Below are 23,984 nucleotides of genomic sequence, written 5' to 3'. Positions count from 1 at the left end.
GGGTCCGGCGCTTTTCGCTGTTGTCCGCGACGCCCCCGGCGAAGAACTATCGCAGCGCGACCTCGACGCGGTTGTCATGGAAGACCGCGCCGCCGCCGTAGTCCGAATCACGTTCGGCGATCGTGGCATTCACGGTCGCGCCGCCGGTGAACTTGGCCCAGCGACCTTTGGTCGTGCCCGCGACGCCGGGCCGGACCCGGTCCGAGACCTCGGCGACCGCCTCGAAGGAACCGCGGGCGTTGGACACGATCACCGCGGCGCCGTCGGCGATACCGCGTGCGGCGGCGTCGTCGGGGTGCAGCGTGATGCTGGATTCGCCGGCGCGACGTCGCAATTCGGGGTTGGAGCCGAAGGTGGTGTTCAGGAAGTAGTGCGAGGCGGCGGAGATCAGCACCAGGCCGTCGCCGGGGTCGGCGGGCGGGGTGTAGGCCGGTAGCGCGTCGTGACCGTCCAGTTCCGCTCTGGCGGAGACGAACTGGAGCTTTCCCGCGGGAACCGGGCCTGCCTGTACCTTCAGGAATCCGTCGGCCCTGAGACGTTCGAGGTCGTGGCCTTTCAGCAGTTGTCTGGCCAGTTCTTCGTCGGAGTCGTAGAGCGCGGGCTCGGTGAGACCGAAGCGCCGCGCGAGTCGACGGAAAGTCTCTGTGGTGGACAGGCATTCGCCGGGCGGCTCGACGGCCGGTTCGTTCCAGATCAGATAGAGGTGCCCGTAACCGGCGAGCACGTCGAGGTGTTCGGGCTGCATCGTGGCGGGCAGGACGATGTCGGCGTAGTCGACGGTGTCGGTTCCGAAGTGCTCGAGGACCACGGTGAACAGGTCTTCGCGGGACAGGCCCTCGATCACGCGCCGCTGATCGGGATTCGAGCCGACCGGATTCGCCCCGATCACGAACAGCGCCTTGACCGGCGGACCATCGGTCTCGAGCAGGGCTTCGCCGAGCCGGGTCATCGATAGAGTGCGGACCGGTCGCGGCAGCAGGTCGTCGCGGCGCAGTGCGGCCTCGTCGAGGCGGAAGTGCCCACTCGTCGAATAGTGCAGTCCCCCACCGGGGATCGCCCAGTCGCCGGTCACGCCGGGCAGGCAGCCGAGCACCCGCAGCGCCATACCGCCGCCCGCGTGGCGCTGCATACCTTGCGAGGCGCGGATGGCGGTCGGCCTGGTGCGGGCGATCCGCGCACCGAGCGCGACGATCTGTTCTGCCCGCAGGCCGGTGATCGCGGCGACGCGTTCGGGCGTGTATTCCTCGATACGGTCGCGGAATTCGGGCCAGCCCTCGGTGTGCTCGGCGATGAACTCGGTGTCCTGCGCGCCCAGCGACACCACCACATGCAGCAACCCGAGGGCCAGCGCCGCGTCGGTGCCGGGCAACGGCGCGAGGTGTTCGTCGCAGCGTTCGGAGGTCTTGGTGCGGACGGGGTCGATGGAGACCAGATAGGCGCCGCTGTCCTGGATGAACTTCCACAGGTGGTGCCCGGAACTGAGCGGATTGGTGCCCCACAGCAGGATCAGCTTCGACTTCGCGAAGTCCTCGGGGTCCATGCCGCCGGAGGTGCCGAGGGCGTAGCGAAGGCCCGCGCCGCCCGCGACCGAGCAGATGGTCGGCGCGTGGTGCGACGCGCCGAGCAGGTTGAACATCCTGCGCCCCGGAAAGCCTTCCAGCCCTTGGATATAGCCCAGGCTGCCGGTGCCGTGGAACGGCCAGACCGCCTCACCACCGAATTCGTCGATGATCCCGGTGACCCGGGTGGCGATCTCGTCGAGCGCGGTGTCCCAGCTGATCCGCTCGAACCGCCCCGACCCCTTCGGCCCGACCCGGCGCATCGGATACCTGAGCCGATCCGGCGCACCGACCTGCTCGAGATAGCGGTTCACCTTCACGCACAGCGCACCGCGCGTGACCGGGTGTTCCTTGTTCCCTCGTAGCCCTGTGGCCACCCCGTCCTCGACGGTCACCACCCACGAGCACGCGTCGGGGCAGTCGAGCGGGCATGCACCGAGCACCTTCACCAGGCCATCATAGGTGGGATGAATCACCCCCGCCGAGACCGGACGCTGCAGCGCTGGGATGTGGTGACCCGCTGGTGGTGAACGAAGAGTGGCCCCCGGCGAAATACGCCGAGGACCACCACTTTTCGTAGTGCGGAGCTACTTCTTGTCGGCGTCCAGACGCTCGATGATCGTCACGTTGGCCGTGCCGCCGCCTTCACAGATGGTGAGCAGGCCGTAGCGGCCGTTCACGCGCTCGAGCTCGTTGAGCAGCGTGGCGAACAGCTTGGCGCCGGTCGCGCCGAGCGGGTGGCCGAGCGCGATGGCGCCGCCGTTGACGTTCACCTTCGCCGGATCGGCGCCGATCTCCTTGATCCAGGCCAGCACCACCGAGGCGAAGGCCTCGTTGATCTCGATGACGTCGATGTCGTCGATGGTCAGGCCGGTCTTCTCCAGCGCCCACTGGGTGGCCGGGATCGGTGCGCTCAGCATGAAGATCGGGTCGGCGCCGCGCGCGCTGACGTGGTGGATGCGGGCACGCGGGGTCAGGCCGTATTCCTTGACCGCCCATTCGGAGGCGAGCAGGGTGGCGCTGGCGCCGTCGGAGATCTGGCTGGCGACCGCCGCGGTGAGCGGGCTGCCCTCCGACAGCGGCTGCAGCGTCGCCATCTTCTCCAGGCTGGTCTCGCGCGGACCCTGATCGACGGTGAAGTCGCCGACCGGCACGATCTCGTTGTCGAAACGGCCCTCGGTGATGGCGGTCTTGGCGCGCTGATGACTCTGCAGCGCCCAGCGCTCCATGTCCTCGCGGCTGATGCCCCACTTCTCCGCGATCATCTCCGCGCCCTTGAACTGGGAGACCTCACCGGTGCCATACCGCGAGTCCCAGCCCTTCGCGCCGATGAACGAGGACTCGAAGCCGTACGGCTTGCCCGCGATCATGGCGGCGCCGATCGGGATGGCGCTCATGTTCTGCACGCCGCCTGCCACGATGACCTCGGCGGTGCCGCTCATGATGGCCTGCGCGCCGAAATTGATCGCCTGCTGGCTGGAACCGCACTGCCGGTCGACGGTGACGCCGGGCACCTCTTCGGGGTAGCCGGCCACCAGCCACATGGTGCGGCCGATATTGCCCGCCTGCGGACCGAGATTGTCGACACAGCCCACGATCACGTCGTCGACGACGGCCGGGTCGATGCCGGTGCGCTCGACCAGGCCACGCAGCGCGGCGGCGCCGAGATCGGCGGAGTGCACCTCGGCCAGCGCGCCACCGCGCTTGCCGACAGCGGTACGTACCGCATCGATCACATAGGCCTCCCGTAGCGGGGCGTAGGGACGGCGCTCGGCGGATGCGGTCATATTGGAACTCCTATTTCGCGGTGCCCTCGGGCACGGTCAGCCCGTCGAGCACGATGGTGAGATATTGCTGAGCAAGGGTTTGCACGGTGATCGGGCCACCGGGGGTGTACCAGCGCACCGCGACCCACACGGTGTCGCGTAGGAAGCGGAAGGCCAGTTCCACATCGAGTTCGGCACGGAAGCTGCCGTCGGCGACGCCGGCGGCGAGCACGCGGTGCCACAGCTCGCGGAACTCGGTGTTGAAGTCGCGGATGTAACCGAAGCGTTCGACATCGCGCAGGTTCTTGGCCTCGGCCTGGTAGATCGCGACGGCGGCGTGGTGCCGGTCGAACGACTCGTAGGAGGCGATCACCAAGGACTCCAACGTGTCTCGCGAGCTCAGGCCGGCGGCCGCGATCTCGCGGTAGCGGCCGAACAGGTCGTCGAGGAAGCCGCGCAGGATCTCGTCGACCATCGATTCCTTGGAATCGAAGTGGTGGTAGAGGCTGCCGGACAGGATGCCCGCCGAGTCGGCGATGTCGCGCACCGTGGTGGCACGCAGTCCACGTTCGGCGAACAGGTCGGCGGCGAGACCGAGCAGTTCAGCGCGGCGGGTGCGTTTCACGGTGTCGGGTGCGGTCACACCCGTCATCGTACAACCAAGCACTTGCTTGGTTCAGGGTTACCCGCCACGGCGATCATGCGCGCTGACTGCTCACCGAGACAACCTCGCCGGTCAGATACGAGGTGTAGTCACTGGCCAGCATGGCGATCGTTGCCGCTACTTCCCACGGCTCGGCGGCGCGACCGAAGGCCTCGCGCTCGCTGAGCGAGTCGAGCAACTCGGCCGAACTCACCTTGTCCAGGAACGGATGACGGGCGATGCTCGGCGCGACGGCATTGATCCGCACGCCGAATTCGGCGCCTTCGACCGCGCTGCACCTGGTCAGCGCCATCACGCCCGCCTTCGCGGCCGCGTAGTGCGCCTGGCCGTGCTGGGCACGCCAGCCCAGCACCGAGGCATTGTTGACGATCACGCCGCCGTGGCCCGCGCCACGGAAGTAGCCGAGAGCGGCCCGGGTGCAACGGAACGTGCCGGTGAGGGTGATGTCGAGAACCTGGTCCCACTGCTCGTCGGTCATGTCGACCACCGGGGTCTCACCGCCGAGGCCGGCGTTGTTGACCATGATGTCGATCCGGCCGAGTTCCGCGGCGGCCGCGCTGATCAGCTGGTTGACCTGCCCGGTGGCGCGGACGTCGCACACCACGGCACCGACCGTGCGCTCCGGGAAATCCTTCGCGAGCAGCTCGGCGGTTTCGGTCAAACGCCGTTCGTGCCAATCGGAGACGACGACATCGGCGCCTTCCTGGAGAAGCCTGCGCGCGGTGGACGAACCGATACCGGTGCCCGCCGCCGCGGTGATCACGGCCTTGCGTCCGGTCAGCAGGCCGTGCCCGGGGATCGGCGCCGGAGCGACCGACAGCGGGGAATTCTGCTCGGTCACGGGCGCGCCTCTCGCGGCAGACCGAGCACCCGCTCGGCGATGATGTTGCGCTGCACTTCGTTCGAACCTCCATAGATCGTGTCGGCGCGGCTGAACAGGTACAGCCGCTGCCATGCGGTCATGTCGTCGGGGCCGGTGAGCAGGCCCACCGCGCCTTGCACGGCCATCGCCAGTTCACCGAGGTCGCGATGCCAGTTGGCCCACAACAACTTCGACACCGAGGCGCCGCCCGCGTCGTCGTGGTCCTCGCTCATGGTGCGCAGCGCGTGCGCGCGCAGCACCCGCAGTCCCACCCAGGCGCGATCGAGGCGATCGGCGATCAGCGGGTCGTCGGCGGCGCCGGTGCGCCGGGCCAGGTCTTCGATGTCGGAGAGTTCGCGCGCGAAGCGGATCTGCTGGCCGAGGGTGGAGATGCCGCGCTCGAAGGTGAGCGTGCCCATCGCGATTCGCCAGCCGTCGCCCGGCGCGCCGACCACCAGGTCCGCGTCGGTGACGGCATCGTCGAAGAAGACCTCGTTGAATTCGGAGGTGCCGGTGAGCTGTTCGATCGGCCGCACTTCGATGCCCGGCTGGTTCATCGGGACCAGCAGATAGGACAGGCCCTTGTGACGGCTCGAGCCGCGCTCGGTGCGGGCGATGACGAAGCACCAGTCGGCGACGTGCGCGAGCGAGGTCCAGATCTTCTGGCCGTTGATCACCCACTTGTCGCCGTCGAGGCGCGCGGTCGTCGCGACGGCGGCCAGGTCGGAACCGGCGCCGGGCTCGGAATAGCCCTGGCACCACAGTTCGCCGACCGAGCGCACGCCCGGCAGGAAGCGCTTCTTCTGCTCGTCGGTGCCGAAGGCGAGCACGGTGGGGCCGAGCAGTTCCTCGCCCACGTGCGAGACCCGAGCGGGCGCGTCGGCCTTGGCGTATTCCTCATGGAAGATCACCTGCTGACGCACGCTCGCGCCGCGACCGCCGTATTCGACCGGCCAGCCGAGGCAGGTCCAGCCCGCCGCGGCGAGGTGTCGGTCCCACGCCAACCGCTCTTCGAAGAATTCGTGCTCGCGGCCGGGTCCACCGGTGCCGCGCAGGTCAGCGAACTCGCCCGAAAGATTCTCGGCGAGCCAATCGCGTATTTCCGCGCGAAACTCCGCGTCGGAAGTCGCGGTATCGGAATCTGAGGTCTGGATCACGCCCACCTCGGTAGGATAACCTACCAAGCACTTGCTTTGTTAGCTGCTTCGGAAGAACAGCGAACCGCACAACGGTGAGGACCCCGTGACACCCCCTGCACAAACCACTCCGCAGGCGCTGCGACACATCGCAGCGACGCATCCGCACGAGCCTGCCCTGATCGACGGCGCGATCCGCCTGGACTGGACCGAGCTGCTCGACCAGGTCCGGGTGGCCGCCCGCGCCCTGATCGCCCGTGGCATCTCCCCCGGCGACCGGGTCGCGATGTGGGCGCCGAACACCTATCACTGGGTGATCGCCGCCCTGGCCGCGCATTCGGTCGGGGCCGCGCTGGTACCGCTGAACACCCGGTACGTGGCGGCCGAGGCCGTCGATGTGCTGGCCCGCGTCGACGCGAAGGCCCTGTTCGTCGCCGGTCCTTTCCTCGGTCGCGATCGAGCGACGGAACTGGCGGCGGCGGCACCGGAACTGGGCATCGGGACCGTCGTCGTGATCCCGATCGGCGACGAACCGGCCCGCGCCGCGGGAGCGCCCACATCCACGACCGTGACGTGGGACGAGTTGCTCGAACAGGCCGCGACCGTGTCCGAAGCGGTCGGCGAGGAGCGGGCCGCGCAGGTCTCCCCCGACGACATCTCCGACATCCTGTTCACCTCCGGCACCACCGGCCGCAGCAAGGGCACGCTCGTCGCGCACCGGCAGGCCCTGGATGTGGTGCGCGGGTGGGTCGAGTGCTCGACTCTGCGCGCGAGCGACCGCTACCTGGTGATCCCGCCGTTCTTCCACAACTTCGGGTACAAGGCGGGCATTCTCGCGTGCCTGGTCACCGGGGCCACGATCGTGCCGCAGGCCACCTTCGACGTGCCCGCCGCGCTGGCGCTCATCGAGTCCGAGCAGATCACCGTGCTCACCGGTCCGCCGACGATCTACCAGACCATCCTCGAGCATCCACAGCGCGCCGACCGTGCGCTGACCTCGCTGCGGGTAGCGGTGACCGGCGCGGCGACCGTGCCGGTGGTCCTGATCGAGCGGATGCGCGACGACCTCGCCTTCGAGGTGGTCATTACCGCCTACGGCCTGTCCGAGACGGCCGGTTTCGGCACCATGTGCCGCCCCGAGGACGACGCCGCCACCATCGCCAACACCTGCGGACGACCGATCGCGGGCTTCGAGCTGCGTCTGTCCGACGCCGGTGAGGTGCTGCTGCGCGGACCGAACGTGATGCTCGGCTACCTCGACGACCCCGAGGCCACCGCCGAGGCCATCGACGCCGAGGGCTGGCTGCACACCGGCGACATCGGCATCGTCGACGAGCGCGGCTACCTGAAGATCACCGATCGGCTCAAGGACATGTACATCACCGGCGGATTCAACGTCTATCCCGCCGAGATCGAACAGACCCTGGCCAGGCTCGACGGCGTCGCCGAGTCCGCGGTGATCGGCGTGCCCGACGAGCGGATGGGCGAGGTCGGCAAGGCCGTCGTGGTCCGCAGGGCCGGATCCACGCTGACCGCCGACGAGGTGATCGCCTTCGCCGCAGGTCAGTTGGCGAATTTCAAAGTGCCAAGGCTCGTCGAGTTCCGCGACCAGCTGCCCTACAGCGCCGCGGGCAAGGTGCTCAAGCGTGAGCTACGTGAGGAGAAGTCGTGAGTCCCGAAACCGAGGCCGAGGTCGTCACCTATGAGGTGCGTGGACCGGTCGCCGTCGTCACCATGAACCGGCCCGACTTCCGCAACGCGCAGAACTCGAAGATGACCTACGCCCTCGACGCCGCCTTCGTGCGGGCCGTCGAGGATCCCGAGGTCAAGGTGATCGTGTTGGCGGGCAACGGGAAACACTTCAGCGCCGGGCACGACATCGGCACGCCGGGTCGCGACCACGATGTGCACTACGAGAACAAGGCCGCGCTGTGGTGGGACCACCTCGACCGCCCCGGCGGCGATCAGCGGTTCGCGCGCGAGTCCGAGGTGTATCTCGGCATGTGCAGGCGCTGGCGGGAAATCCCCAAGCCGATGGTGGCGATGGTGCAGGGCGCGTGCATCGCGGGCGGGCTCATGCTGGCCTGGGTGTGCGATCTGATCGTCTGCTCCGACGACGCGTTCTTCTCCGATCCGGTGGTCCGGATGGGCATTCCGGGCGTGGAGTACTTCGCGCATCCGTGGGTGATGGGTCCGCGCGCGGCCAAGGAGTTCCTGTTCACCGGTGACCGGTTCGGGGCGGCGCAGGCCAAGGAGTGGGGCATGGTCAACCGGGTCGTGCCGCGCGACGAGCTCGAGTCCGAGGTGATGGGCCTGGCCGAGAAGATCTCCGCCATGCCGCAATTCGGGCTCGCGCTCACCAAGAAAGCTGTCAACCAGGCCGAGGATCTGATGGGCATGCGCTCCGGCATGGACTCTGTCTTCGGCCTGCACCATTTCGCACACGCGCACAATGCCGAGGTCGGCGCCGATTCGCTCGGCGGGATGAACGCCCGCTCGATGAAGGGCGCCGCCACCTCCGCCGAACAGAACGGGACGAAGTAAGTGGATCTCGAGATCGACCCGGCTGCCCGGGAATTCCAGCTGGAGGTGCGCGAGTTCCTCGCCGCCAATGTTCCCGCCGAACCATTGCCGTCGATGGATACGGCGGAAGGCTTTGCCGCGCACCGGGAATGGGAGGCGAAGCTGGCGCAGGCGCGGCTGTCCGCCGTCTCGTGGCCGCGCGAGTTCGGCGGGCGTGACGCGTCGATCCTGGAATGGGTGCTGTTCGAGCAGGAGTACTACGCCGCAGGCGCACCGGGGCGAGTCGCGCAGAACGGCATCTTCCTGCTCGCGCCGACCCTGTTCGAGCACGGCACCCCCGAACAGCTCGCGCGGATCCTGCCGCGCATGGCCCGTGGTGACGACATCTGGGCGCAGGCCTGGTCGGAACCGGAGTCGGGCAGCGACCTCGCGAGCCTGCGCTCGACCGCTCGACGCACCGAAGGCGGCTGGCTGCTCAACGGCCAGAAGACCTGGAGTTCGCGTGCGTCCTTCGCCGATTGGGCGTTCGGCCTGTTCCGCAGCGATCCCGAGGCCCAGCGCCACCACGGACTCACCTACGTGATGTTCCCGCTCACCGCCGAGGGCGTGAGCGTGCGCCCGATCCCCCAGCTCGACGGCGAACCCGGCTTCGCCGAGATCTTCCTCGACGATGTCTTCGTGCCCGACCACGATGTGATCGGCGGGGTGAACGAGGGCTGGCGCGTCGCGATGGCGACCTCGTCGAACGAACGCGGCCTCTCGCTGCGCAGCCCGGGGCGGTTCAGCGCCACCGCGCATCGGCTCATCGAGCTGTGGCGCGAGACTGCCGACCCGAGCGATACCGCGGCCAGGAACTCGGTGGTCGACGCCTGGCTCGGCGCCGAGTCCTACCGGCTGCACACCTTCGGCACCGTCACTCGCCTCACCGATGGCGGCCAACTCGGCGCGGAATCGTCGATCACCAAGGTGTACTGGTCCGAACTCGACATCGCCATGCACGAGACGGCGCTCGACCTGCTCGGCCCGGCCGCCGAGCAACGCAGCAGCTGGACCGATGGCTATCTTTTCTCGCTCTCGGGCCCGATCTACGCGGGCACCAACGAGATCCAGCGCAACATCATCGCCGAGCGCATCCTCGGCCTGCCCCGCGAGAGCAAGCGATGAACGTGCATTTCTACTCAGGAGGCCTGCGATGAGATTCGCGCTCAGTACCGAACAACTCGACTTCGCCGCCGAGCTGCGCAAGATCCTCGAGGCAGGCCATGCGCCCGCCGCGGTGCGTGCCTGGGCGGACGGTGACCCCGCCAAGGGCCGCGCACTGCTGCGGCAGATCGCCGAGATGGGCGTCTTCGGCTTGATCGTCGACGAGAAGTACGGCGGGGCGGACGCGACCACGGTCGATCTCGTCGTCGCGCTGATCGAACTGGGTCGTGGCGCTGTCCCCGGCCCGGCGATCGAGTCGGCTGCCGTGATTCCGGCTCTGCTGCAACGCCTTCCAGATGACGCTCCGGCGCAGCGCTGGTTGTCCGCGCTCGCGAGCGGCGACGCGCTCGGCACCGTCACCTTCGAGCCGCAACGCGGCATCGCTCTCGACGCCGATATCGCCGAGCCGGTGCTCGTCGCCACCGACGGTCGACTGACGCTCGGCCTGCCCGCCGGCTCCGGCGCGGACGCGACAACGGAGCCGGTGACCTCGATCGACCCCGCCCGCAAGCTGTTTCGCGTCACGGCCGACGAACTGATCGCCGAGGGTCCCGAGGCCGAAGCCGCCATCGACTACGCCTTCGACATCGGCGTTCTCGGCTGTGCCGCACAACTCCTCGGTGCGGGCCGGTCGATTCTCGAGCAGACCACCTCGTACGCGAAGCAGCGCAAGCAGTTCGGTCGTGCGATCGGTGAATTCCAGGCGGTGAAACAGCAACTCGCTGATGTGCTGATCGCCTTGGATCTGGCCGAGCCGCTGGTGTACCGCGCGGCGCTCACCCTGGATTCCGCCGACCGCGCTCGCGATGTCTCGGCAGCCCTGGTGACCTGCGGCGACGCTGCTCATCGCGCAGCGCGCGCCGGGCTCCAAGTGCACGGCGCCATCGGCTACACCGCGGAGTTCGACCTGTCGTTGTGGCTCACCAAGGTCGCCGCCCTGCGCACTGCCTGGGGCACAGCCGATTTCCATCGGGGCAGGATCGCCGACGCCCTACGCGCCGCCGAACCCGCTGCCGCCACGAGCTGAGACCGCGATGCCACCGCCGACCCCGGCCGCACACCGCGCCATCACCGAGCCTTACGAGGAACTCCATGTCATCGAATGAACTACTCGAATTCCGGACCTCCGTGCGGGCCCTGCTCGGCAAGCACGCGACGTCGGCCGCGCTGCGTACCGCGATGGACACCGACCTCGGGTACGACCCGAAGTTGTGGCGGATGCTGTGCGAGCAGGTCGGTGTAGCCGCGCTCGCGGTGCCGGAGGAGTGGGGTGGCGCGGGGGCAGGCCTCGTCGAATCACTCATGGTGGTCGGCGAGTTGGGACGGACGCTGAGTGGGGTGCCGATGCTCGGGTCGGCGGTGCTCGGGGTGCAGGCGATCTTGCTGGCCGACGACGAACCGTCCTGCGCCCGACTCTTGCCCGACCTGGCCGACGGGTCGCGCACTGCGGCCCTGTGCTGGGCCGATGCCAACGGCTGGGATTCGCTCGGCGTCGGCGTGACCGAGGGGAAGCTCAGCGGCGCGGCCCATTACGTGCTGCACGGGGCGCAGGCCGACCTGCTGTTGGTACTGACCGACGACGGGCTGTACGAGACGACAGCCGACGCCCCCGGCGTGGTCCTCACCGCGACCCCCACACTCGACCCCACGCGCAAGCTCGCCACCATCACCTTCACCGATGCCCCCGCCACCCGGATCGGCACCGGCGACCCCGCGACGCTGCGCCGCCGGTTGCGCGAAATCGCCTGGGCGGCGCTGGCTGCCGAGCAGGTCGGGGCGGCAAGGCACTGCCTCGAGATGACGGTCGAGTACACGGCATCGCGCGTGCAGTTCGGACGCCCGATCGGCAGCTTCCAGGCGCTCAAGCACCGGATGGCCGATATGTACGTGCTGGTCGAGTCGGCCGAATCGGCGGCGCTTGCCGCTGCCCAGGCAGTCGCCGAGAACAGCTCGTCGGCCGCGGAGGATGCCTGGGTGGCGCGCAAACACTGCACCGAGACCTTCTCCACGGTGGCGGCCGAGACCATCCAGCTGCACGGCGGCATCGCCATCACCTGGGAGCACGACGCCCACCTCTACTTCAAACGGGCCCACGCCACCGCCGAGCTGTTCGGCACCGGTAGGCGCCCGGTCGCGGCCTAGCCGATATTCACCGAAAGCCCTGGCCGCAGCCCCGCGGCCAGGGCTTTCGGCATGCTGTGCGCCATTTCACCGGGCCGGGGGCTAAATCCACACTGGATTTAGATAGTTAGCTTATGTAATATTAAACCTCGTGAAGCAGACACCGCAGCCATCCGCGGACGACATCGTGGTCGACCTGTTGGTCACTGCTGGTCGGCTCACCCGACTGGCCGGGGCGATCAGCAACGACGATCTGCCCCGCGCGGTCCTGCGGGCCCTGGCCGTGCTCGACGAGCACGGCGGTCTGCGGGTGAGCGATTTCGCTCGGATCGACAGATGTTCCCAACCGGCGGCAACGGCGCTGATCGGTCGACTCGTCACCGACGGATTCGCCACCCGCACCAAGGACCCGCGCGATTCCCGAGCAGCGCTCGTCGAGCTCACCCCGGCCGGCCGGTCCCGACTCACCGAGGCCAGACGCGCGTTCGCCGCCGCCATGGCGCCCGGACTCGCCGATTTCGATCTCGACCGGCTGATCCGTCTCGATACCGACATGAACGACCTGCTGACAGCCCTCCGCTCGGTTGCCCGCGGTCATCAGTGAAGCAACAGGAGCGCCAGTGAGCATCCCCCAGTTGACTCGCGACAACACTGCCGCAGCCACTTCCCCATCCGGCCAGCCCAAGGCTGTCTGGGCCGTCGCCTTCGCGAGCGTGATCGCGTTCATGGGCATCGGCCTCGTGGATCCCATTCTCAAGCCGATCGGCGAACAGCTGAACGCGACGCCGTCCCAGGTGTCGCTGCTGTTCACCAGCTACATGGCCGTGACCGGTGTCGCCATGCTGGTCACCGGCGTGATCTCGAGCCGCTTCGGCGCGAAGAAGACGTTGCTGTCCGGGCTGGCGATCATCATCGTGTTCGCCGCGCTGGCCGGCATGTCCGGCAGCATCGGCGAGATCATCGGTTTCCGGGCGGGCTGGGGCCTCGGCAACGCCCTGTTCATCGCGACGGCGCTGGCCACCATTGTCGGCGCGGCCACCGGCGGCGTCGCCAAGGCGATCATCCTCTACGAGGCCGCGCTCGGTATCGGTATCGCGACCGGCCCGCTGCTGGGCGGTGTGCTCGGTGGCATCAGCTGGCGTGGACCGTTCTTCGGAGTGTCGGTGCTGATGGCCGTCGCCTTCATCGCGATCATCGTGCTGCTGCCCGAAATGCCGAAACCGGCGCATCCGACCTCGATCACCGCGCCGTTCAAGGCGTTGCGACACAAGGGATTGCTGACCGTCAGCATCACCGCGCTGCTCTACAACTTCGGCTTCTTCACCCTGCTCGCGTTCACCCCGTTCCCGCTGGACATGGGCACCTACGCGATCGGCTTCATCTTCTGCGGCTGGGGCATCCTGCTCGCCCTGTCCTCGGTGTTCCTCGCCCCGAAACTGCAGGCGCGCTTCGGTTCGCTGCCGATGATGGCCCTGTCGCTGGCCCTGTTCGCGATCGATCTGGCCGTGATGGGGATGTTCACCGAGCACAAGATCGTGCTGATCGTCGGCGTCGTGATCGCCGGTGCGTTCCTCGGCGTGAACAACACGCTGATCACCGAGGCCGTGATGATCTCGGCGCCGGTCGAGCGCTCGACCGCGTCGGCGGCCTACAGCTTCGTGCGATTCGGTGGCGGCGCGGCGGCGCCGTGGGTGGCGGGCAAGCTCGGTGAGCACAATATGTCGCTGCCGTTCTGGCTCGGCGCGGCCTTCACCGCCGCCGCGGTCGCGGTGCTGTTCCTCGGGCGCGGCGCACTGGCCCACATCGACGATCACGACCCCGCCCCGCACTCCGTCGAGGAGGCACAGGCCATCACCGTCGGCGATTGACCCCATCCCCGCCGGTGCACCCGAATCGCCCCCGGTACCACGAGTATCAGGGGCGATTCGCTGTCTCGGGCGTAGCGTCGATGCCATGGCCGAGGACCGACGCGGGCGCGTCAAGGTGGAAACGGGACAGAAGCGAGTACGGGTCTATCTGCGCGGGAAGCTGGTGGCCGACACCTTGCGGCCGCTGCTGGTCTGGGAAGTCCCGTATTACCCGACCTACTACGTGCCGCTCACCGACGTGCGCGCCGACCTGGACCCGAACGGGATCACCGAGCACTCCCCCAGCCGCGGCGACGCGACCGGATACGACGTGGCGGTCGAGGGCCTGCGGGCCGAGGGTGCGGCGCGGCGCTACCTCGACTCCCCGCTCACGGAACTGAAAGACGCTGTGCGACTTGATATCGCCGCCTTCGATTGGTTCGAGGAAGACGAGCAGGTGTTCGTCCATCCCCGCGATCCGTATTCGCGCGTGGACATCCTCGGCAGTACGCGGCATGTGCGGGTGGAGATCGACGGGGTCACCGTGGCGGACTCGCACTCGCCGCGCATTCTGTTCGAAACCGGTTTGCCCGCACGGTATTACCTGCCGCTGACCGACGTCCGGATGGATCTGCTCACCGCGTCCGACACCCACACCAGCTGCCCGTACAAGGGCACCGCGGACTACTGGAATGTCCGGGTCGGCGACACCGATCACTCGGACGTCGTCTGGATCTATCGCACGCCGCTGCCGGAGAGCCAGAAGGTGGCCGGGTTGGCGTGCTTCTACAACGAGAAGGTCGACATCTACCTGGACGGTGTGCGACAGGATCGCCCGCACACACCGTTCAGCTGACTATTCGCCGACTTCGAGGACGCCCTCATCGACCGCCCACTTGATCGACTTCTCCAGTGACGGACACGATTCCGGCCGACCCGGCCGCGCACCGTGTGCGGTCAACTGCGCGAAGATCGGGCAGTGCGCGTCGGGCCGGTCGGTCCACTGCACCGAGGTCTGGTGCGCGCTCGCCTTGCGCACCAGCACCTGCGCCGAACACGTCTGGCACCGCAGTGGCGTCATGCCCGAGTCGAGGTAGTGCTGTTTGTCGACCACGGTTTGCGCCTGCACTGCAGCCCGTCGCACGGGCTGATCAGCGAAATCGGGTGCTTTGGCCCAGGTCGGAGCGGGCCGCGACGGATCGCCGGACCTTTGCGGCTCGCCCGACCTGGAACTCATACGCCCGCTTCTTCGGACTCGGCCTTGCGGCGCAGGTTCTCCGCCACCTCGGCCTCCCACGCCTGATTCGCCTTGGTCGTATCGACCTCGAATTCGAAGCGCTGGGTCATCTTCTCGGTGACGTCGGCGACGTCGACGTAGAACTGGTCGTACCAACGGCGCAGCTGGTAGACCGGGCCGTCCTCCTCGCAGAGCAGCGGGTTCTCGACCTTGGACTTGTGCTTCCAGATCTCCACGTCCTGCAGGAAGCCGTCGCCGAAGAACTTGGCCATCGTGTCGGCCAGCTTCTTCGCGGCCTCGTCGGGCAGACCCTTGGGCTTCTCGACGCTCAGGCCCCACTGCAGCACGAACGAATCCTGGCTGACCGGGTAGTGGCAGTTGATCAGCTGGACCTTGATCTCGTACCCGCTGTAGATGTTCACCAGCGGATTGATCATGTAGGACGGTCCGAAGTAGGACGCCTCCGACTTCAGCAGCGTGTCACCGCCGTGCTTGGCGGCCATGCCGACGTCGGGACGACCCTTGGTCTCCAGGAACTGCGTCGCCACATGCCCTTCGAAGACGTTCTTGAAGAACGTCGGGAAGGCGTAGTGGATGTAGAAGAAGTGCGCCATGTCCACGACGTTGTCGATGATCTCGCGGCAGTTGGCGCCCTCGATCAGCAACGAGTCCCACGTCCAGTCGGTCCAGCCGCTGTCGTGGGTCTCGGTCGGATTGCCCTGTTCGTCGGTGTACGGACCCTCGATATACGGGATCGTGACCTCGGCGGGCGGTTCGTTGCCCTCGTGATCGTGCCAGATGTACAGCTGGCCGTTGCGCTCGAGCGTGGTCCACTTCCGGGTGCGGGCCAGCGGCGGAACGCGGCGCGCGTACGGAATCGCGGTGCACTTTCCGCTCGCGCCCCAGCGCCAGTCGTGGAACGGGCAGGCGATGTCGTCGCCCTTCACCGTGCCCATGCTCAGATCGCCGCCCATATGCCTGCAGTAGGCATCGAGCACGCGGATCTGGTCGTCGGTATCGGTCCACACGACGAGCTTGGTACCGAAGATCTCGACCGCGTGCGGTTTGCCGTCGCGGAACGTCGCCGCGAGACCGACACAATGCCAGCCGCGTGCGAACCTCGTCGGCGGTGCACCGACGTCGAGTTCCCTCACCTTGGGGTTGATCGCCATCCCGAACCCTCCTCGTTCACTAGAACACGTTACAAAACTGAGCCACTTCACGCCAGTTATCCAGCGAACTCCTCTGTTGACTCCTGTTATATCCGAGGTAAGGCGATCTTCTCGACAGAAACGAGAACCTGTTCTAATCTCAGAGACGAATAGAACCGGTTGTCGATCCGACACAGGCAGGAGCGGGCTCCGAAATGACGCAAGAAGTGACCGAACGGGTCGAGGCACTGCTGCCGACGCTGCGTGAGCGCGCGCAGGAGGCCGAGGACCTGCGCCGCATCCCCGAAGAATCCATGAAGGCGCTGCAGGAGACCGGTTTCTTCCGGCTGCTCCAGCCCAAGCAGTGGGGCGGCCACGCCGCCGATCCAGTGGTCTTCTACGACACCGTGCGCAAGATCGCCAGCGCGTGCGGCTCCACCGGCTGGGTCGCGGGCATCATCGGCGTGCACAACTGGCACCTCGCGCTGTTCGATCAGCAGGCCCAGCAGGATGTCTGGGGCGAGGACACCGATGTGCGCATCTCGTCGTCGTACGCGCCGATGGGTGCGGGACAGGCCGTCGACGGCGGCTACATCGTGCGCGGCTCGTGGGCCTGGTCCTCGGGTTCCGATCACGCCACCTGGGCGGTACTCGGCGGTCCGGTGATCAAGAACGGCAAGCCGGTCGACTTCGGCAGCTTCCTGATCCCCCGCTCGGACTACCGCATCGATGACGTCTGGAACGTCGTCGGTCTGCGTGGCACCGGCTCCAACACCGTGGTCGTCGAGGATGTCTTCGTCCCGTCGCACCGGTTCCTGAGCTTCCGCGCGATGAGCGAGGGCCGCGCGCCCGGTCTCGAACAGAACACCGACCCCGTCTTCAAGATGCCGTGGGGCACCATTCACCCCACCACCATCTCCACGCCGATCGTGGGCATGGGCTACGGCGCCTACGAGGCGCACGTCGAGCACCAGGGCAAGCGCGTGCGCGCGGCCTTCGCCGGCGAGAACGCCAAGGACGATCCGTTCGCCAAGGTGCGCGTCGCCGAGGCGGCCAGCGACATCGACGCCGCGTGGCGTCAGCTCTCGGGCAATGTCGCCGAGGAGTACGCGCTGCTGCTGGCGGGCGAGGAAGTGCCGTTCGATCTGCGCGTGCGCGCCCGGCGCGACCAGGTGCGTTCCACCGGACGCGTGATCGCCTCGATCGACAAGCTCTTCGAGTCCTCCGGCGCGACCGCGCTCGCCAACGGCACCCCGCTGCAGCGCTTCTGGCGTGACGCGCATGCCGGACGGGTGCACGCGGCCAACGATCCCGAGCGCGCCTACGTCATGTACGGCACGCACGAGTTCGGGCTGCCCGTCACCGACGCCATGGTGTAGCCGATGACCCAGACCGCTGAACTGACTTACGCATCGACCTCACGCTTCGCGCAGGTCACCCCCGACCTGAAGCTGCACTATCACGAAGCCGGTGTGGGCAACCCGACCACGATCGTGCTGCTGCACGGCGGCGGACCCGGCGCCTCGGCGTGGTCGAACTTCGCCCGCAACATCCCGGTCCTGGCCGAGCGCTATCACGTGATCGCGCCCGATCAGCCGGGATACGGCAAGTCCGACAAGCCGATCGACCACCCGCAGTACTTCGTGCACAGCTCCGACGCACTGCTCGCGCTGCTCGATCACCTGGAGATCACCGACCGGGTGCACCTGCTCGGCAACTCCCTCGGCGGCGGCGCCTCGGTGCGGTTCGCGCTCGATCACCCCACGCGCGCGGGCAAACTCGTGCTGATGGGTCCGGGCGGGCTGAGCACCAATCTGTTCGCGCCCGACCCCACCGAGGGCGTGAAGCTGCTCTCGAAGTTCACCTATGAACCGACCAGGGACAACCTGGAGAAGTTCCTGCGGATCATGGTCTTCGACCAGTCGCTGGTCACCGACGAACTGATCGATGAGCGATTCGCACTGGCCAACACCCCCGAATCGCTGGCCGCGATGCGGGCGATGGGCAAGTCCTTCGCCGGCGCCGACTACGAGAAGGGCATGCTCTGGCGTGACGCGTACAAGCTGCGTCAGCCGGTACTGCTGATCTGGGGTCGCGAGGATCGGGTGAACCCTCTGGACGGCGCGCTCGTAGCCACCAAGGTGATCCCACGCGTCCAGCTGCATGTGTTCGGCGGCTGCGGGCATTGGGCACAGCTGGAGAAGTTCGACGAGTTCAACCGGCTCACGGTCGATTTCCTCGGGGAGAAGTAATGAGCATTCGCGCCCTGGGCTACATGCGCATCGAGGCCACCGACATGGCGGCCTGGCGCGAGTACGGCCTCAAGGTTCTCGGCATGATGGAGGGCACCGGGCTGAATCCCGACGCGCTCTATCTGCGCATGGACGATTTCGCCGCGCGACTGGTGATCGTTCCCGGCGAGCAGGACCGGCTGCTGGTCTCGGGCTGGGAGGTCACCGACGCGCCCGGTCTGCAGCAGCTGCGCGAGACCCTGAGCAAGGCCGGGGTCGCCTTCACCGAGGGCACCAAGGAAGAGCTGGGTGAGCGCCGCGTCGAGGGCATGATCCGGTTCCAGGATCCATCCGGGAACACCCTGGAGGCGTTCTACGGCGCGCAGTACCTGGGCCGCCGCTTCGTGAGCCCCTACGGCCACAAGTTCGTCACCGCCGAGCAGGGTCTGGGCCACGTGGTGCTGACCTGCACCGACGATGCCGCGGCGCAGGCGTTCTACCAGGACATCCTCGGCTTCCGGCTGCGCGACTCCATGCGGCTGCCGCCGCAGATGGTGGGCCGTCCCGCCGACGGCGACCCGGCCTGGCTGCGGTTCTACGGCTGCAACCCGCGCCACCACGCGCTGGCGTTCCTGCCGCTGCCGAATCCGACCGGCATCGTGCACCTCATGGTCGAGGTGGAGAACTCCGACGACGTCGGCCTCTGCCTTGACCGCGCCATCCGCAAGAAGGTGAAGATGTCGGCCACGCTCGGTCGGCACATCAACGACAAGATGCTGTCCTTCTACATGAAGACTCCCGGCGGATTCGACATCGAATTCGGTTGTGAAGGACTGGAAGTCGACGACCACGAGTGGATTGCCCGCGAATCGACCGCGGTCAGCCTGTGGGGTCACGATTTCACTGTCGGATTTCGGCAGCAATAGGAAACGGCGGCGAAGGACATGACTGAACAGAGACCGGCTATCGACGGCCGGCAGTTCCGCACTGTGCTGGGACAGTTCTGCACCGGCATCACCGTCATCACCGCGCTCGATCCGGACGGTGCGCCCATCGGGTTCGCCTGCCAGTCCTTCGCCGCGCTGTCCCTCGACCCGCCCCTTGTGCTGTTCTGCCCCACCAAGGGGTCGCGGTCGTGGGCGGCGATCGAGGCGGCGGGCAGGTTCTGCGTGAACGTGCTCTCCGAGGAACAGCAGCCCACGTGCGCGCGTTTCGGCTCACGGGAAACCGACAAGTTCGCCGGCGTCGCCTGGCACACCTCCGAACTCGGCGTTCCGGTGATCGATGATTCGCTGGCCACCATCGAATGCACGGTCGACTCCGTCGTCGACGGCGGCGACCACTACATCGTGATCGGCCGGGTCCACGCGCTCGCGGAATCGGCCACCACCGGCGGCCGTCCGCTGCTGTTCTATCGCGGCCAGTACACCGGCATCGAGCCGGACAAGACCACTCCCGCCCCCTGGCGCGCCGACCTGGACCACTTCCTTACCACCACCAGCCTCGACACCTGGCTGTGAGCTGAACGGGAGCTGCCGCACACACAACGTGCGGCAGCTCCCGTTTTTCTGTTTTAAGTGCTCATTCTTTGAGCACTTTGGCTCGGATGATGGTTCTATGACCATCGAATACCTCATCTGCACAGACGCGAACGCTTGGGAAGCGTGGCTGTCGGCCCACCACTCGTCCGCTGGTGAGGTCTGGGTGCGAATCGCGAAGAAGGGCGCACCCGAGCCCTCGGTGACGATCAGCGAAACCCTGGACGGCGCGCTCTGCTACGGCTGGATCGACAGCCATCGCCGCAGCCTCGACGCCCACCACTACCTGCAGCGATACTCGCCGCGTCGAGCACGGAGCCCCTGGTCGCAGGTCAACGTCGCCAAGGCCGAAGCCCTCATCGCCGCGGGGCGGATGCGCCCGGCCGGGTTCGCGGCCATCGAATCGGCTTGCGCCGACGGCCGCATCGCCCAAGCGATCACCGCGCTCGAAAGATGATCACCAGGCCACCGGAGTTCTCACGCTCCGGCGACCTGGTGATCAGTGGTCCAGATCAGGCGATTCGCAAGACGACGTCGCTGAGGACGGGGGCGTCGTCTCGTTCGACCACGGTGACGACCGCGATCAACTGGTCGCCCTCGCGCCACACCTTGGTGCGCAGGGTCTCGCCCGGGTAGAGCACGCCGGCGAACTTGGCCCGGAAACCGCCGACCCGGCCCGCGTCACTGTCGAGCAGGGCGTCGGTGAGGGCTTTGCAGACGGTGCCGTAGGTGGACAGGCCGTGCAGGATCGGGGCGGGAAAGCCTGCGCCACGGGCGAATTCGGGATCCGAGTGCAGCGGGTTGCGGTCGCCGGAGAGGCGGTACAGCAGGGCCTGCTGCGGCAAGGTCGGGGTGAGCAGTTCCGCGTCGGGGGCCCGATCCGGCAGTTCGGTGCGGGTGCTCGGGCCGCGCTCGCCGCCGAAGCCGCCCTCGCCCTTGGCGAAGATGGAGGACCGCACGGTCCACAGCGGTTCACCGTCGGACCCGGTGACGGTGTGCTCCTGCACGATCACCGCGTTGGCGCCCTTGTCCCAGATCTCGGCGATCCGGCCGACCGAGACCGCCTTGCCGGTGGCGGGAATCGGCTTGTGCACCTCCACTTCCTGGTGACCGTGCACGACCTTGGCCAGGTCGATCTCGATCCCGGGGAAGCTCACTCGCGGCGGCTCGGTTTCACCGAGGGTCGGCGCCACCGTCGCGAACGTCGGCAGCACCTGGGGTGCGCGATCGTCGAGGTAGGCCAGCTCGGCCGGGTCGGTCGGGCGGGCGCCCGCGCCGAGGCCCAGGTGGTAGAGCTGCACGTCGGTGGGCGTCCAACTGAACTCGCGCGCGGGCAGAGTCGCGCCGAGCGCGGTCGCTAGATCAATGGGCACGGTCTTCTCCTGTGGGTGTCGGCTCGTCCGCCGAACCGGTCGTGGCGACGTCGAGCACTGCGAGGTAGCCGATGGTGATCGTCGGGCTCACCCTCATGCGTTCGCCTTCGCCGAGTCGGTCTTCTTCCTGGCGACGATGTCGAGCACAGCCAGGTAGGCGAAGGTGATCGCGGGGCCGATGGTGGCGCCGGGGCCCGCGTAGGTGTGGCCCATCACCGGCGAGCTGGTGTTGCCCGCGGCGTAGAGGCCGTCGATGACGGAATCGTCTTCGCGCAGCACCCGCGCGGCGGTATCGGTGACGAGTCCGCCCTTGGTGCCGAGGTCGCCGGGCACCATCTTCGCCGCGTAGAACGGGCCCTGCGACAGTTCGGCCAGGCACGGGTTCGGCTTCACGGTCGGGTCGCCGTAGTAGCGGTCGTAGTGGCTGTTGCCGCGACCGAAGTCCTCGTCCTTGCCCGCGGCGGCGAAGCCGTTGAAACGCTCGATCGTCGAGGTCAGATTGTCGACGGGCACGCCGATGCGCTCGGCCAGCTCCTGGATCGTGTCGGCCTTGACGATGTAGTCGTTCTCCATCCAGCGCGACGGAAAGCGCTGGCCCGGTTGCAGGCCCGCGAAGATGTAGCGGTTGCGGTAGCGCTGGTCGAACACCAGCCAGGACGGCACGTTCTCGCCGGGGCCCGCGCCCTGACCGTACTCACCGCCGTACATGGTGTGCACCGCCTCGACGTAGGGCGCCGACTCGTTGCCGAACCGCTCGCCCCGGTCGTTGACCATGATGGTGCCGGGCAGATTGCGCTCGGCCAGCGCGAACCAGGGCTTGCCGCCCTTGAAGATCGTCGGACCCCACCAGGCGTCCTCCATGAAACCGACCGTCGCACCCGCTGCCATACCCGCGACGATGCCATCGCCGGTGTTGGCCGCGGCACCGGTTGTCCACTCAGTGGTTATCGGCTGACGCTGGTACTTGGCCCGCATGTCGGCATTGTGTTCGAACCCGCCTGCGCCGAGCACCACGCCGTAGCGCGCGGTGAAGGTGACCGGTTCGCCGTCGACGGTGGCCTCGACCCCGGTGACCTTGCCGTCGGTGACCACCAGGTCGGTGAGCGGGGTGTTGAGCAGCACCGGCACGCCCGCGTCGAGCAGGCCCTTGCGCATGGCGGCGATGATGGCCTGCCCCATGCCGAGCAGATGCTTGCCGGTCCACTTGGCCAGGTAGGTGCGCGCGCCGACGCGCAGCGCCCGCATCGCGCCCTTGGGGTGACGGCGGATCAGGTTGAGCCGCACGAAGTCGGCCTGCATGACGACCACGTTCAGCGGCGCCTTGGCGTAGGGCGGTTCCAGGTTGACCAGTTCCGCGCCGAGCACCTTGCCGTTGAACGGCGTCGGTTCGCACGAACGCCCCTGACCGAGGCCGCCCGGCGCCTCGGGGTAGTAGTCGGAGTAGCCGGGAACCCACTTCATCTTCAGCGGGGTGTGGTCGAGGACGAAGTCGAACGCCTCGGCGCCGCGATCGAGGTAGGTATCGATCTTCTCGGCGGGCACCACGTCGCCGATGATGCTGTGCAGGTAGGTGCGCGCGTCCTCGCGGTCGTCGGGGCGGCCCGCGGCGAGCAACGCCTTGTTGCCCGGAATCCAGACGCCACCGCCGGATCGGGCCGTCGACCCACCGTAGTGCGCGGCCTTCTCCAGCAGCACAACGCTCAGTCCCTTGTGCGCCGCCGCGAGGGCGGCGGTCATCCCGGCGGCGCCGCTACCGACGACCACGACATCGTATTCCCGATCACTCATGTAGAACACGTTATAGAAGGGTCCGGTCGTTGGACAGATAAAAATAGAACTCAGTAGAACATGTTGCAGAAATCACCAGATGTAGCGTTGTATTGTCAGGTGAACGGCTGATGCTGGACTGGAAAACCGGTTACAGTTTTGACGTCTAGATCCTTCCGACCGTGCTGCCAAGGAGGTCCGCGTGCTGCCTGACGCGGTACGAACCCATCTCGCCGACGAACTGGCCCGCGCCGAAGACGAGCGTGTCGCCGTGTTGCCGCTCGTCGACCGGTTCCCCGATATCGATGTGGTCGACGCCTACGAGATCCAGCTGCTCAACATCCAGCGGCGGCTCCGGTCCGGCGCGAAGGTCGTCGGGCACAAGGTGGGGCTGTCGTCGAAGGCGATGCAGGAGATGATGGGCGTCGACGAGCCCGACTACGGCCACCTGCTCGCCGACATGGAGGTCTACGAGGACGTCCCCGTCGACACCTCGAAGTTCCTGCTGCCGCGCGTGGAGGTCGAGGTCGGATTCGTGCTCGGCGCCGACCTGCCCGGCGAGGACTGCACCGAGGCCGACGTGCTGGCCGCGACCGTCGCGTACGCGCCCTCGATCGAACTCATCGACTCGCGTATCAACGACTGGAAGATCGGCCTGACCGACACCATCGCCGACAACGCCTCCTCGGCCGGATGGGTGCTCGGCAAAGAACGCGTCGCACCCGGCGACATCGACATCAAGGCAATCGACGCCGTGCTCACCCGCAACGGCGAGGTCATCGCCGAGGGCCGCAGCGACGCGGTGCTGGGCGATCCGGTGATCGCCGTCGCGTGGCTGGCGCGCAAGGTCGCGACCTTCGGGGTGCGGTTGAAGAAGGGCGACATCGTGCTACCCGGTTCCTGCACCCGCGCCATCGACGCCCGCCCCGGTGACGACTTCCTCGCCGAGTTCACCGGACTCGGTTCCGTCCGTTTGCGTTTCAGCTGAACCAGACTTCCTAGGAGA

General features: G+C 67.5%; 23 protein-coding genes. 14 read left to right on the top strand and 9 right to left on the bottom strand.

Translation table 11 applies throughout. The annotated features are described in order from the left end of the window. Positions 1-46 precede the first annotated feature (46 nt). The 5 genes from OHS03_RS30695 to OHS03_RS30675 all read right to left on the bottom strand — a co-directional run bounded on the left by OHS03_RS30695 (position 47) and on the right by OHS03_RS30675 (position 6,014). Complete coding sequence (locus tag OHS03_RS30695; RefSeq protein WP_328658859.1) at positions 47-2,008, bottom strand: molybdopterin-containing oxidoreductase family protein; 1,962 nt, start codon at positions 2,006-2,008, stop codon at positions 47-49. Between the two features lie 138 nt (positions 2,009-2,146). Continuing rightward, entirely contained in the window at positions 2,147-3,346 is a 1,200-nt protein-coding gene (locus OHS03_RS30690) for an acetyl-CoA C-acetyltransferase (RefSeq protein WP_328658857.1), read from the bottom strand. Between the two features lie 10 nt (positions 3,347-3,356). Next, on the bottom strand, positions 3,357-3,977 hold the full coding sequence (locus tag OHS03_RS30685) for a TetR/AcrR family transcriptional regulator (RefSeq protein WP_062982761.1): 621 nt from the start codon (positions 3,975-3,977) through the stop codon (positions 3,357-3,359). A 46-nt stretch (positions 3,978-4,023) separates the two neighbouring features. Then, positions 4,024-4,830, bottom strand: a complete 807-nt coding sequence (locus tag OHS03_RS30680; RefSeq protein WP_328658856.1) for an SDR family oxidoreductase — start codon at positions 4,828-4,830, stop codon at positions 4,024-4,026. Continuing rightward, the gene (locus OHS03_RS30675) at positions 4,827-6,014 is read right to left on the bottom strand and encodes an acyl-CoA dehydrogenase family protein (RefSeq protein WP_084465504.1); all 1,188 of its coding nucleotides are present in this window, start codon (positions 6,012-6,014) and stop codon (positions 4,827-4,829) included. The genes OHS03_RS30680 and OHS03_RS30675 overlap by 4 nt, the downstream gene beginning before the upstream one ends. Positions 6,015-6,093: 79 nt before the next feature. On the opposite strand from OHS03_RS30675, the gene OHS03_RS30670 reads away from it, so the two are divergent. The 8 genes from OHS03_RS30670 to OHS03_RS30635 all read left to right on the top strand — a co-directional run bounded on the left by OHS03_RS30670 (position 6,094) and on the right by OHS03_RS30635 (position 14,537). Next, positions 6,094-7,659 (top strand): FadD3 family acyl-CoA ligase, encoded by a 1,566-nt coding sequence (locus OHS03_RS30670; RefSeq protein WP_328658854.1) that lies wholly within the window; start codon positions 6,094-6,096, stop codon positions 7,657-7,659. Further along, complete coding sequence (locus tag OHS03_RS30665) at positions 7,656-8,531, top strand: enoyl-CoA hydratase (protein WP_328658852.1); 876 nt, start codon at positions 7,656-7,658, stop codon at positions 8,529-8,531. Before OHS03_RS30670 ends, OHS03_RS30665 begins: the two co-directional genes overlap by 4 nt. Next, positions 8,532-9,674 (top strand): acyl-CoA dehydrogenase family protein, encoded by a 1,143-nt coding sequence (locus OHS03_RS30660; RefSeq protein WP_328658850.1) that lies wholly within the window; start codon positions 8,532-8,534, stop codon positions 9,672-9,674. It begins immediately after the preceding gene. A 28-nt stretch (positions 9,675-9,702) separates the two neighbouring features. Then, entirely contained in the window at positions 9,703-10,740 is a 1,038-nt protein-coding gene (locus OHS03_RS30655) for an acyl-CoA dehydrogenase family protein (protein WP_328658847.1), read from the top strand. A 65-nt stretch (positions 10,741-10,805) separates the two neighbouring features. Beyond that, positions 10,806-11,855 (top strand): acyl-CoA dehydrogenase family protein, encoded by a 1,050-nt coding sequence (locus OHS03_RS30650; protein ID WP_328658845.1) that lies wholly within the window; start codon positions 10,806-10,808, stop codon positions 11,853-11,855. A 130-nt stretch (positions 11,856-11,985) separates the two neighbouring features. Further along, positions 11,986-12,438, top strand: a complete 453-nt coding sequence (locus OHS03_RS30645; protein ID WP_063054690.1) for a MarR family winged helix-turn-helix transcriptional regulator — start codon at positions 11,986-11,988, stop codon at positions 12,436-12,438. Between the two features lie 16 nt (positions 12,439-12,454). After that, complete coding sequence (locus OHS03_RS30640) at positions 12,455-13,702, top strand: MFS transporter (RefSeq protein ID WP_084503572.1); 1,248 nt, start codon at positions 12,455-12,457, stop codon at positions 13,700-13,702. 85 nt (positions 13,703-13,787) lie between these two features. After that, complete coding sequence (locus OHS03_RS30635; RefSeq protein WP_328658843.1) at positions 13,788-14,537, top strand: DUF427 domain-containing protein; 750 nt, start codon at positions 13,788-13,790, stop codon at positions 14,535-14,537. Here the strand turns inward: OHS03_RS30635 and OHS03_RS30630 are convergent, their stop codons facing one another. Continuing rightward, positions 14,538-14,918: a hypothetical protein gene (locus tag OHS03_RS30630; RefSeq protein WP_056818908.1), complete on the bottom strand. Its 381-nt coding sequence runs from the start codon at positions 14,916-14,918 to the stop codon at positions 14,538-14,540. Continuing rightward, entirely contained in the window at positions 14,915-16,090 is a 1,176-nt protein-coding gene (locus tag OHS03_RS30625) for a 3-ketosteroid-9-alpha-monooxygenase, oxygenase component (RefSeq protein ID WP_328658842.1), read from the bottom strand. Before OHS03_RS30625 ends, OHS03_RS30630 begins: the two co-directional genes overlap by 4 nt. A gap of 194 nt (positions 16,091-16,284) precedes the next feature. Here OHS03_RS30625 and hsaA point away from each other — a divergent pair, with 194 nt between their 5' ends. From hsaA to OHS03_RS30600, 5 genes are all read left to right on the top strand, one after another. Further along, entirely contained in the window at positions 16,285-17,448 is a 1,164-nt protein-coding gene (hsaA, locus tag OHS03_RS30620; protein ID WP_062982778.1) for a 3-hydroxy-9,10-secoandrosta-1,3,5(10)-triene-9,17-dione monooxygenase oxygenase subunit, read from the top strand. Positions 17,449-17,451: 3 nt separating this feature from the next. Continuing rightward, positions 17,452-18,321 carry a 4,5:9,10-diseco-3-hydroxy-5,9,17-trioxoandrosta-1(10),2-diene-4-oate hydrolase gene (hsaD, locus tag OHS03_RS30615; RefSeq protein ID WP_328658840.1) on the top strand — a complete coding sequence of 290 codons (870 nt, stop codon included), beginning with the start codon at positions 17,452-17,454 and terminating at the stop codon, positions 18,319-18,321. Beyond that, on the top strand, positions 18,321-19,226 hold the full coding sequence (hsaC, locus tag OHS03_RS30610) for an iron-dependent extradiol dioxygenase HsaC (RefSeq protein WP_056818916.1): 906 nt from the start codon (positions 18,321-18,323) through the stop codon (positions 19,224-19,226). The genes hsaD and hsaC overlap by 1 nt, the downstream gene beginning before the upstream one ends. 18 nt (positions 19,227-19,244) lie before the next feature. Beyond that, positions 19,245-19,820, top strand: coding sequence for a 3-hydroxy-9,10-secoandrosta-1,3,5(10)-triene-9,17-dione monooxygenase reductase subunit (gene hsaB, locus OHS03_RS30605; RefSeq protein ID WP_056818918.1), 576 nt, complete (start codon positions 19,245-19,247; stop codon positions 19,818-19,820). A 97-nt stretch (positions 19,821-19,917) separates the two neighbouring features. Beyond that, a complete protein-coding gene (locus OHS03_RS30600) occupies positions 19,918-20,295 on the top strand; it encodes a YdeI/OmpD-associated family protein (RefSeq protein WP_328658838.1) in 378 nt (125 codons plus the stop codon). Between the two features lie 55 nt (positions 20,296-20,350). Here OHS03_RS30600 and chsH3 read toward each other — a convergent pair whose 3' ends face one another. Both chsH3 and kstD read right to left on the bottom strand, forming a co-directional pair. Further along, entirely contained in the window at positions 20,351-21,211 is an 861-nt protein-coding gene (chsH3, locus tag OHS03_RS30595) for an enoyl-CoA hydratase ChsH3 (RefSeq protein ID WP_056818922.1), read from the bottom strand. Positions 21,212-21,304: 93 nt separating this feature from the next. Further along, positions 21,305-23,008, bottom strand: coding sequence for a 3-oxosteroid 1-dehydrogenase (gene kstD, locus OHS03_RS30590; protein WP_328658835.1), 1,704 nt, complete (start codon positions 23,006-23,008; stop codon positions 21,305-21,307). 172 nt (positions 23,009-23,180) lie between these two features. Between kstD and OHS03_RS30585 the strand changes: the two genes are divergently transcribed. Then, the gene (locus tag OHS03_RS30585) at positions 23,181-23,966 is read left to right on the top strand and encodes a 2-keto-4-pentenoate hydratase (protein WP_056818926.1); all 786 of its coding nucleotides are present in this window, start codon (positions 23,181-23,183) and stop codon (positions 23,964-23,966) included. Positions 23,967-23,984 lie beyond the last annotated feature (18 nt).

This window comes from Nocardia salmonicida, assembly GCF_036142455.1.
GTDB lineage: Bacteria > Actinomycetota > Actinomycetes > Mycobacteriales > Mycobacteriaceae > Nocardia > Nocardia salmonicida.
The sequence above is the reverse complement of the archived record's forward strand: the minus strand, read 5'-3'. Positions and strand labels throughout refer to the sequence as shown.

Bases quoted from the DNA above. Each gene is read 5' to 3' on its own strand.
- OHS03_RS30690 (WP_328658857.1), bottom strand. From the start codon at position 3,346: ATGACCGCATCCGCCGAGCGCCGTCCCTACGCCCCGCTACGGGAGGCC.
- OHS03_RS30685 (WP_062982761.1), bottom strand. From the start codon at position 3,977: ATGACGGGTGTGACCGCACCCGACACCGTGAAACGCACCCGCCGCGCT.
- OHS03_RS30655 (WP_328658847.1), top strand. From the start codon at position 9,703: ATGAGATTCGCGCTCAGTACCGAACAACTCGACTTCGCCGCCGAGCTG.
- OHS03_RS30650 (WP_328658845.1), top strand. From the start codon at position 10,806: ATGTCATCGAATGAACTACTCGAATTCCGGACCTCCGTGCGGGCCCTG.
- OHS03_RS30635 (WP_328658843.1), top strand. From the start codon at position 13,788: ATGGCCGAGGACCGACGCGGGCGCGTCAAGGTGGAAACGGGACAGAAG.
- OHS03_RS30630 (WP_056818908.1), bottom strand. From the start codon at position 14,918: ATGAGTTCCAGGTCGGGCGAGCCGCAAAGGTCCGGCGATCCGTCGCGG.
- OHS03_RS30625 (WP_328658842.1), bottom strand. From the start codon at position 16,090: ATGGCGATCAACCCCAAGGTGAGGGAACTCGACGTCGGTGCACCGCCG.
- hsaA (WP_062982778.1), top strand. From the start codon at position 16,285: ATGACGCAAGAAGTGACCGAACGGGTCGAGGCACTGCTGCCGACGCTG.
- hsaD (WP_328658840.1), top strand. From the start codon at position 17,452: ATGACCCAGACCGCTGAACTGACTTACGCATCGACCTCACGCTTCGCG.
- hsaC (WP_056818916.1), top strand. From the start codon at position 18,321: ATGAGCATTCGCGCCCTGGGCTACATGCGCATCGAGGCCACCGACATG.
- hsaB (WP_056818918.1), top strand. From the start codon at position 19,245: ATGACTGAACAGAGACCGGCTATCGACGGCCGGCAGTTCCGCACTGTG.
- OHS03_RS30600 (WP_328658838.1), top strand. From the start codon at position 19,918: ATGACCATCGAATACCTCATCTGCACAGACGCGAACGCTTGGGAAGCG.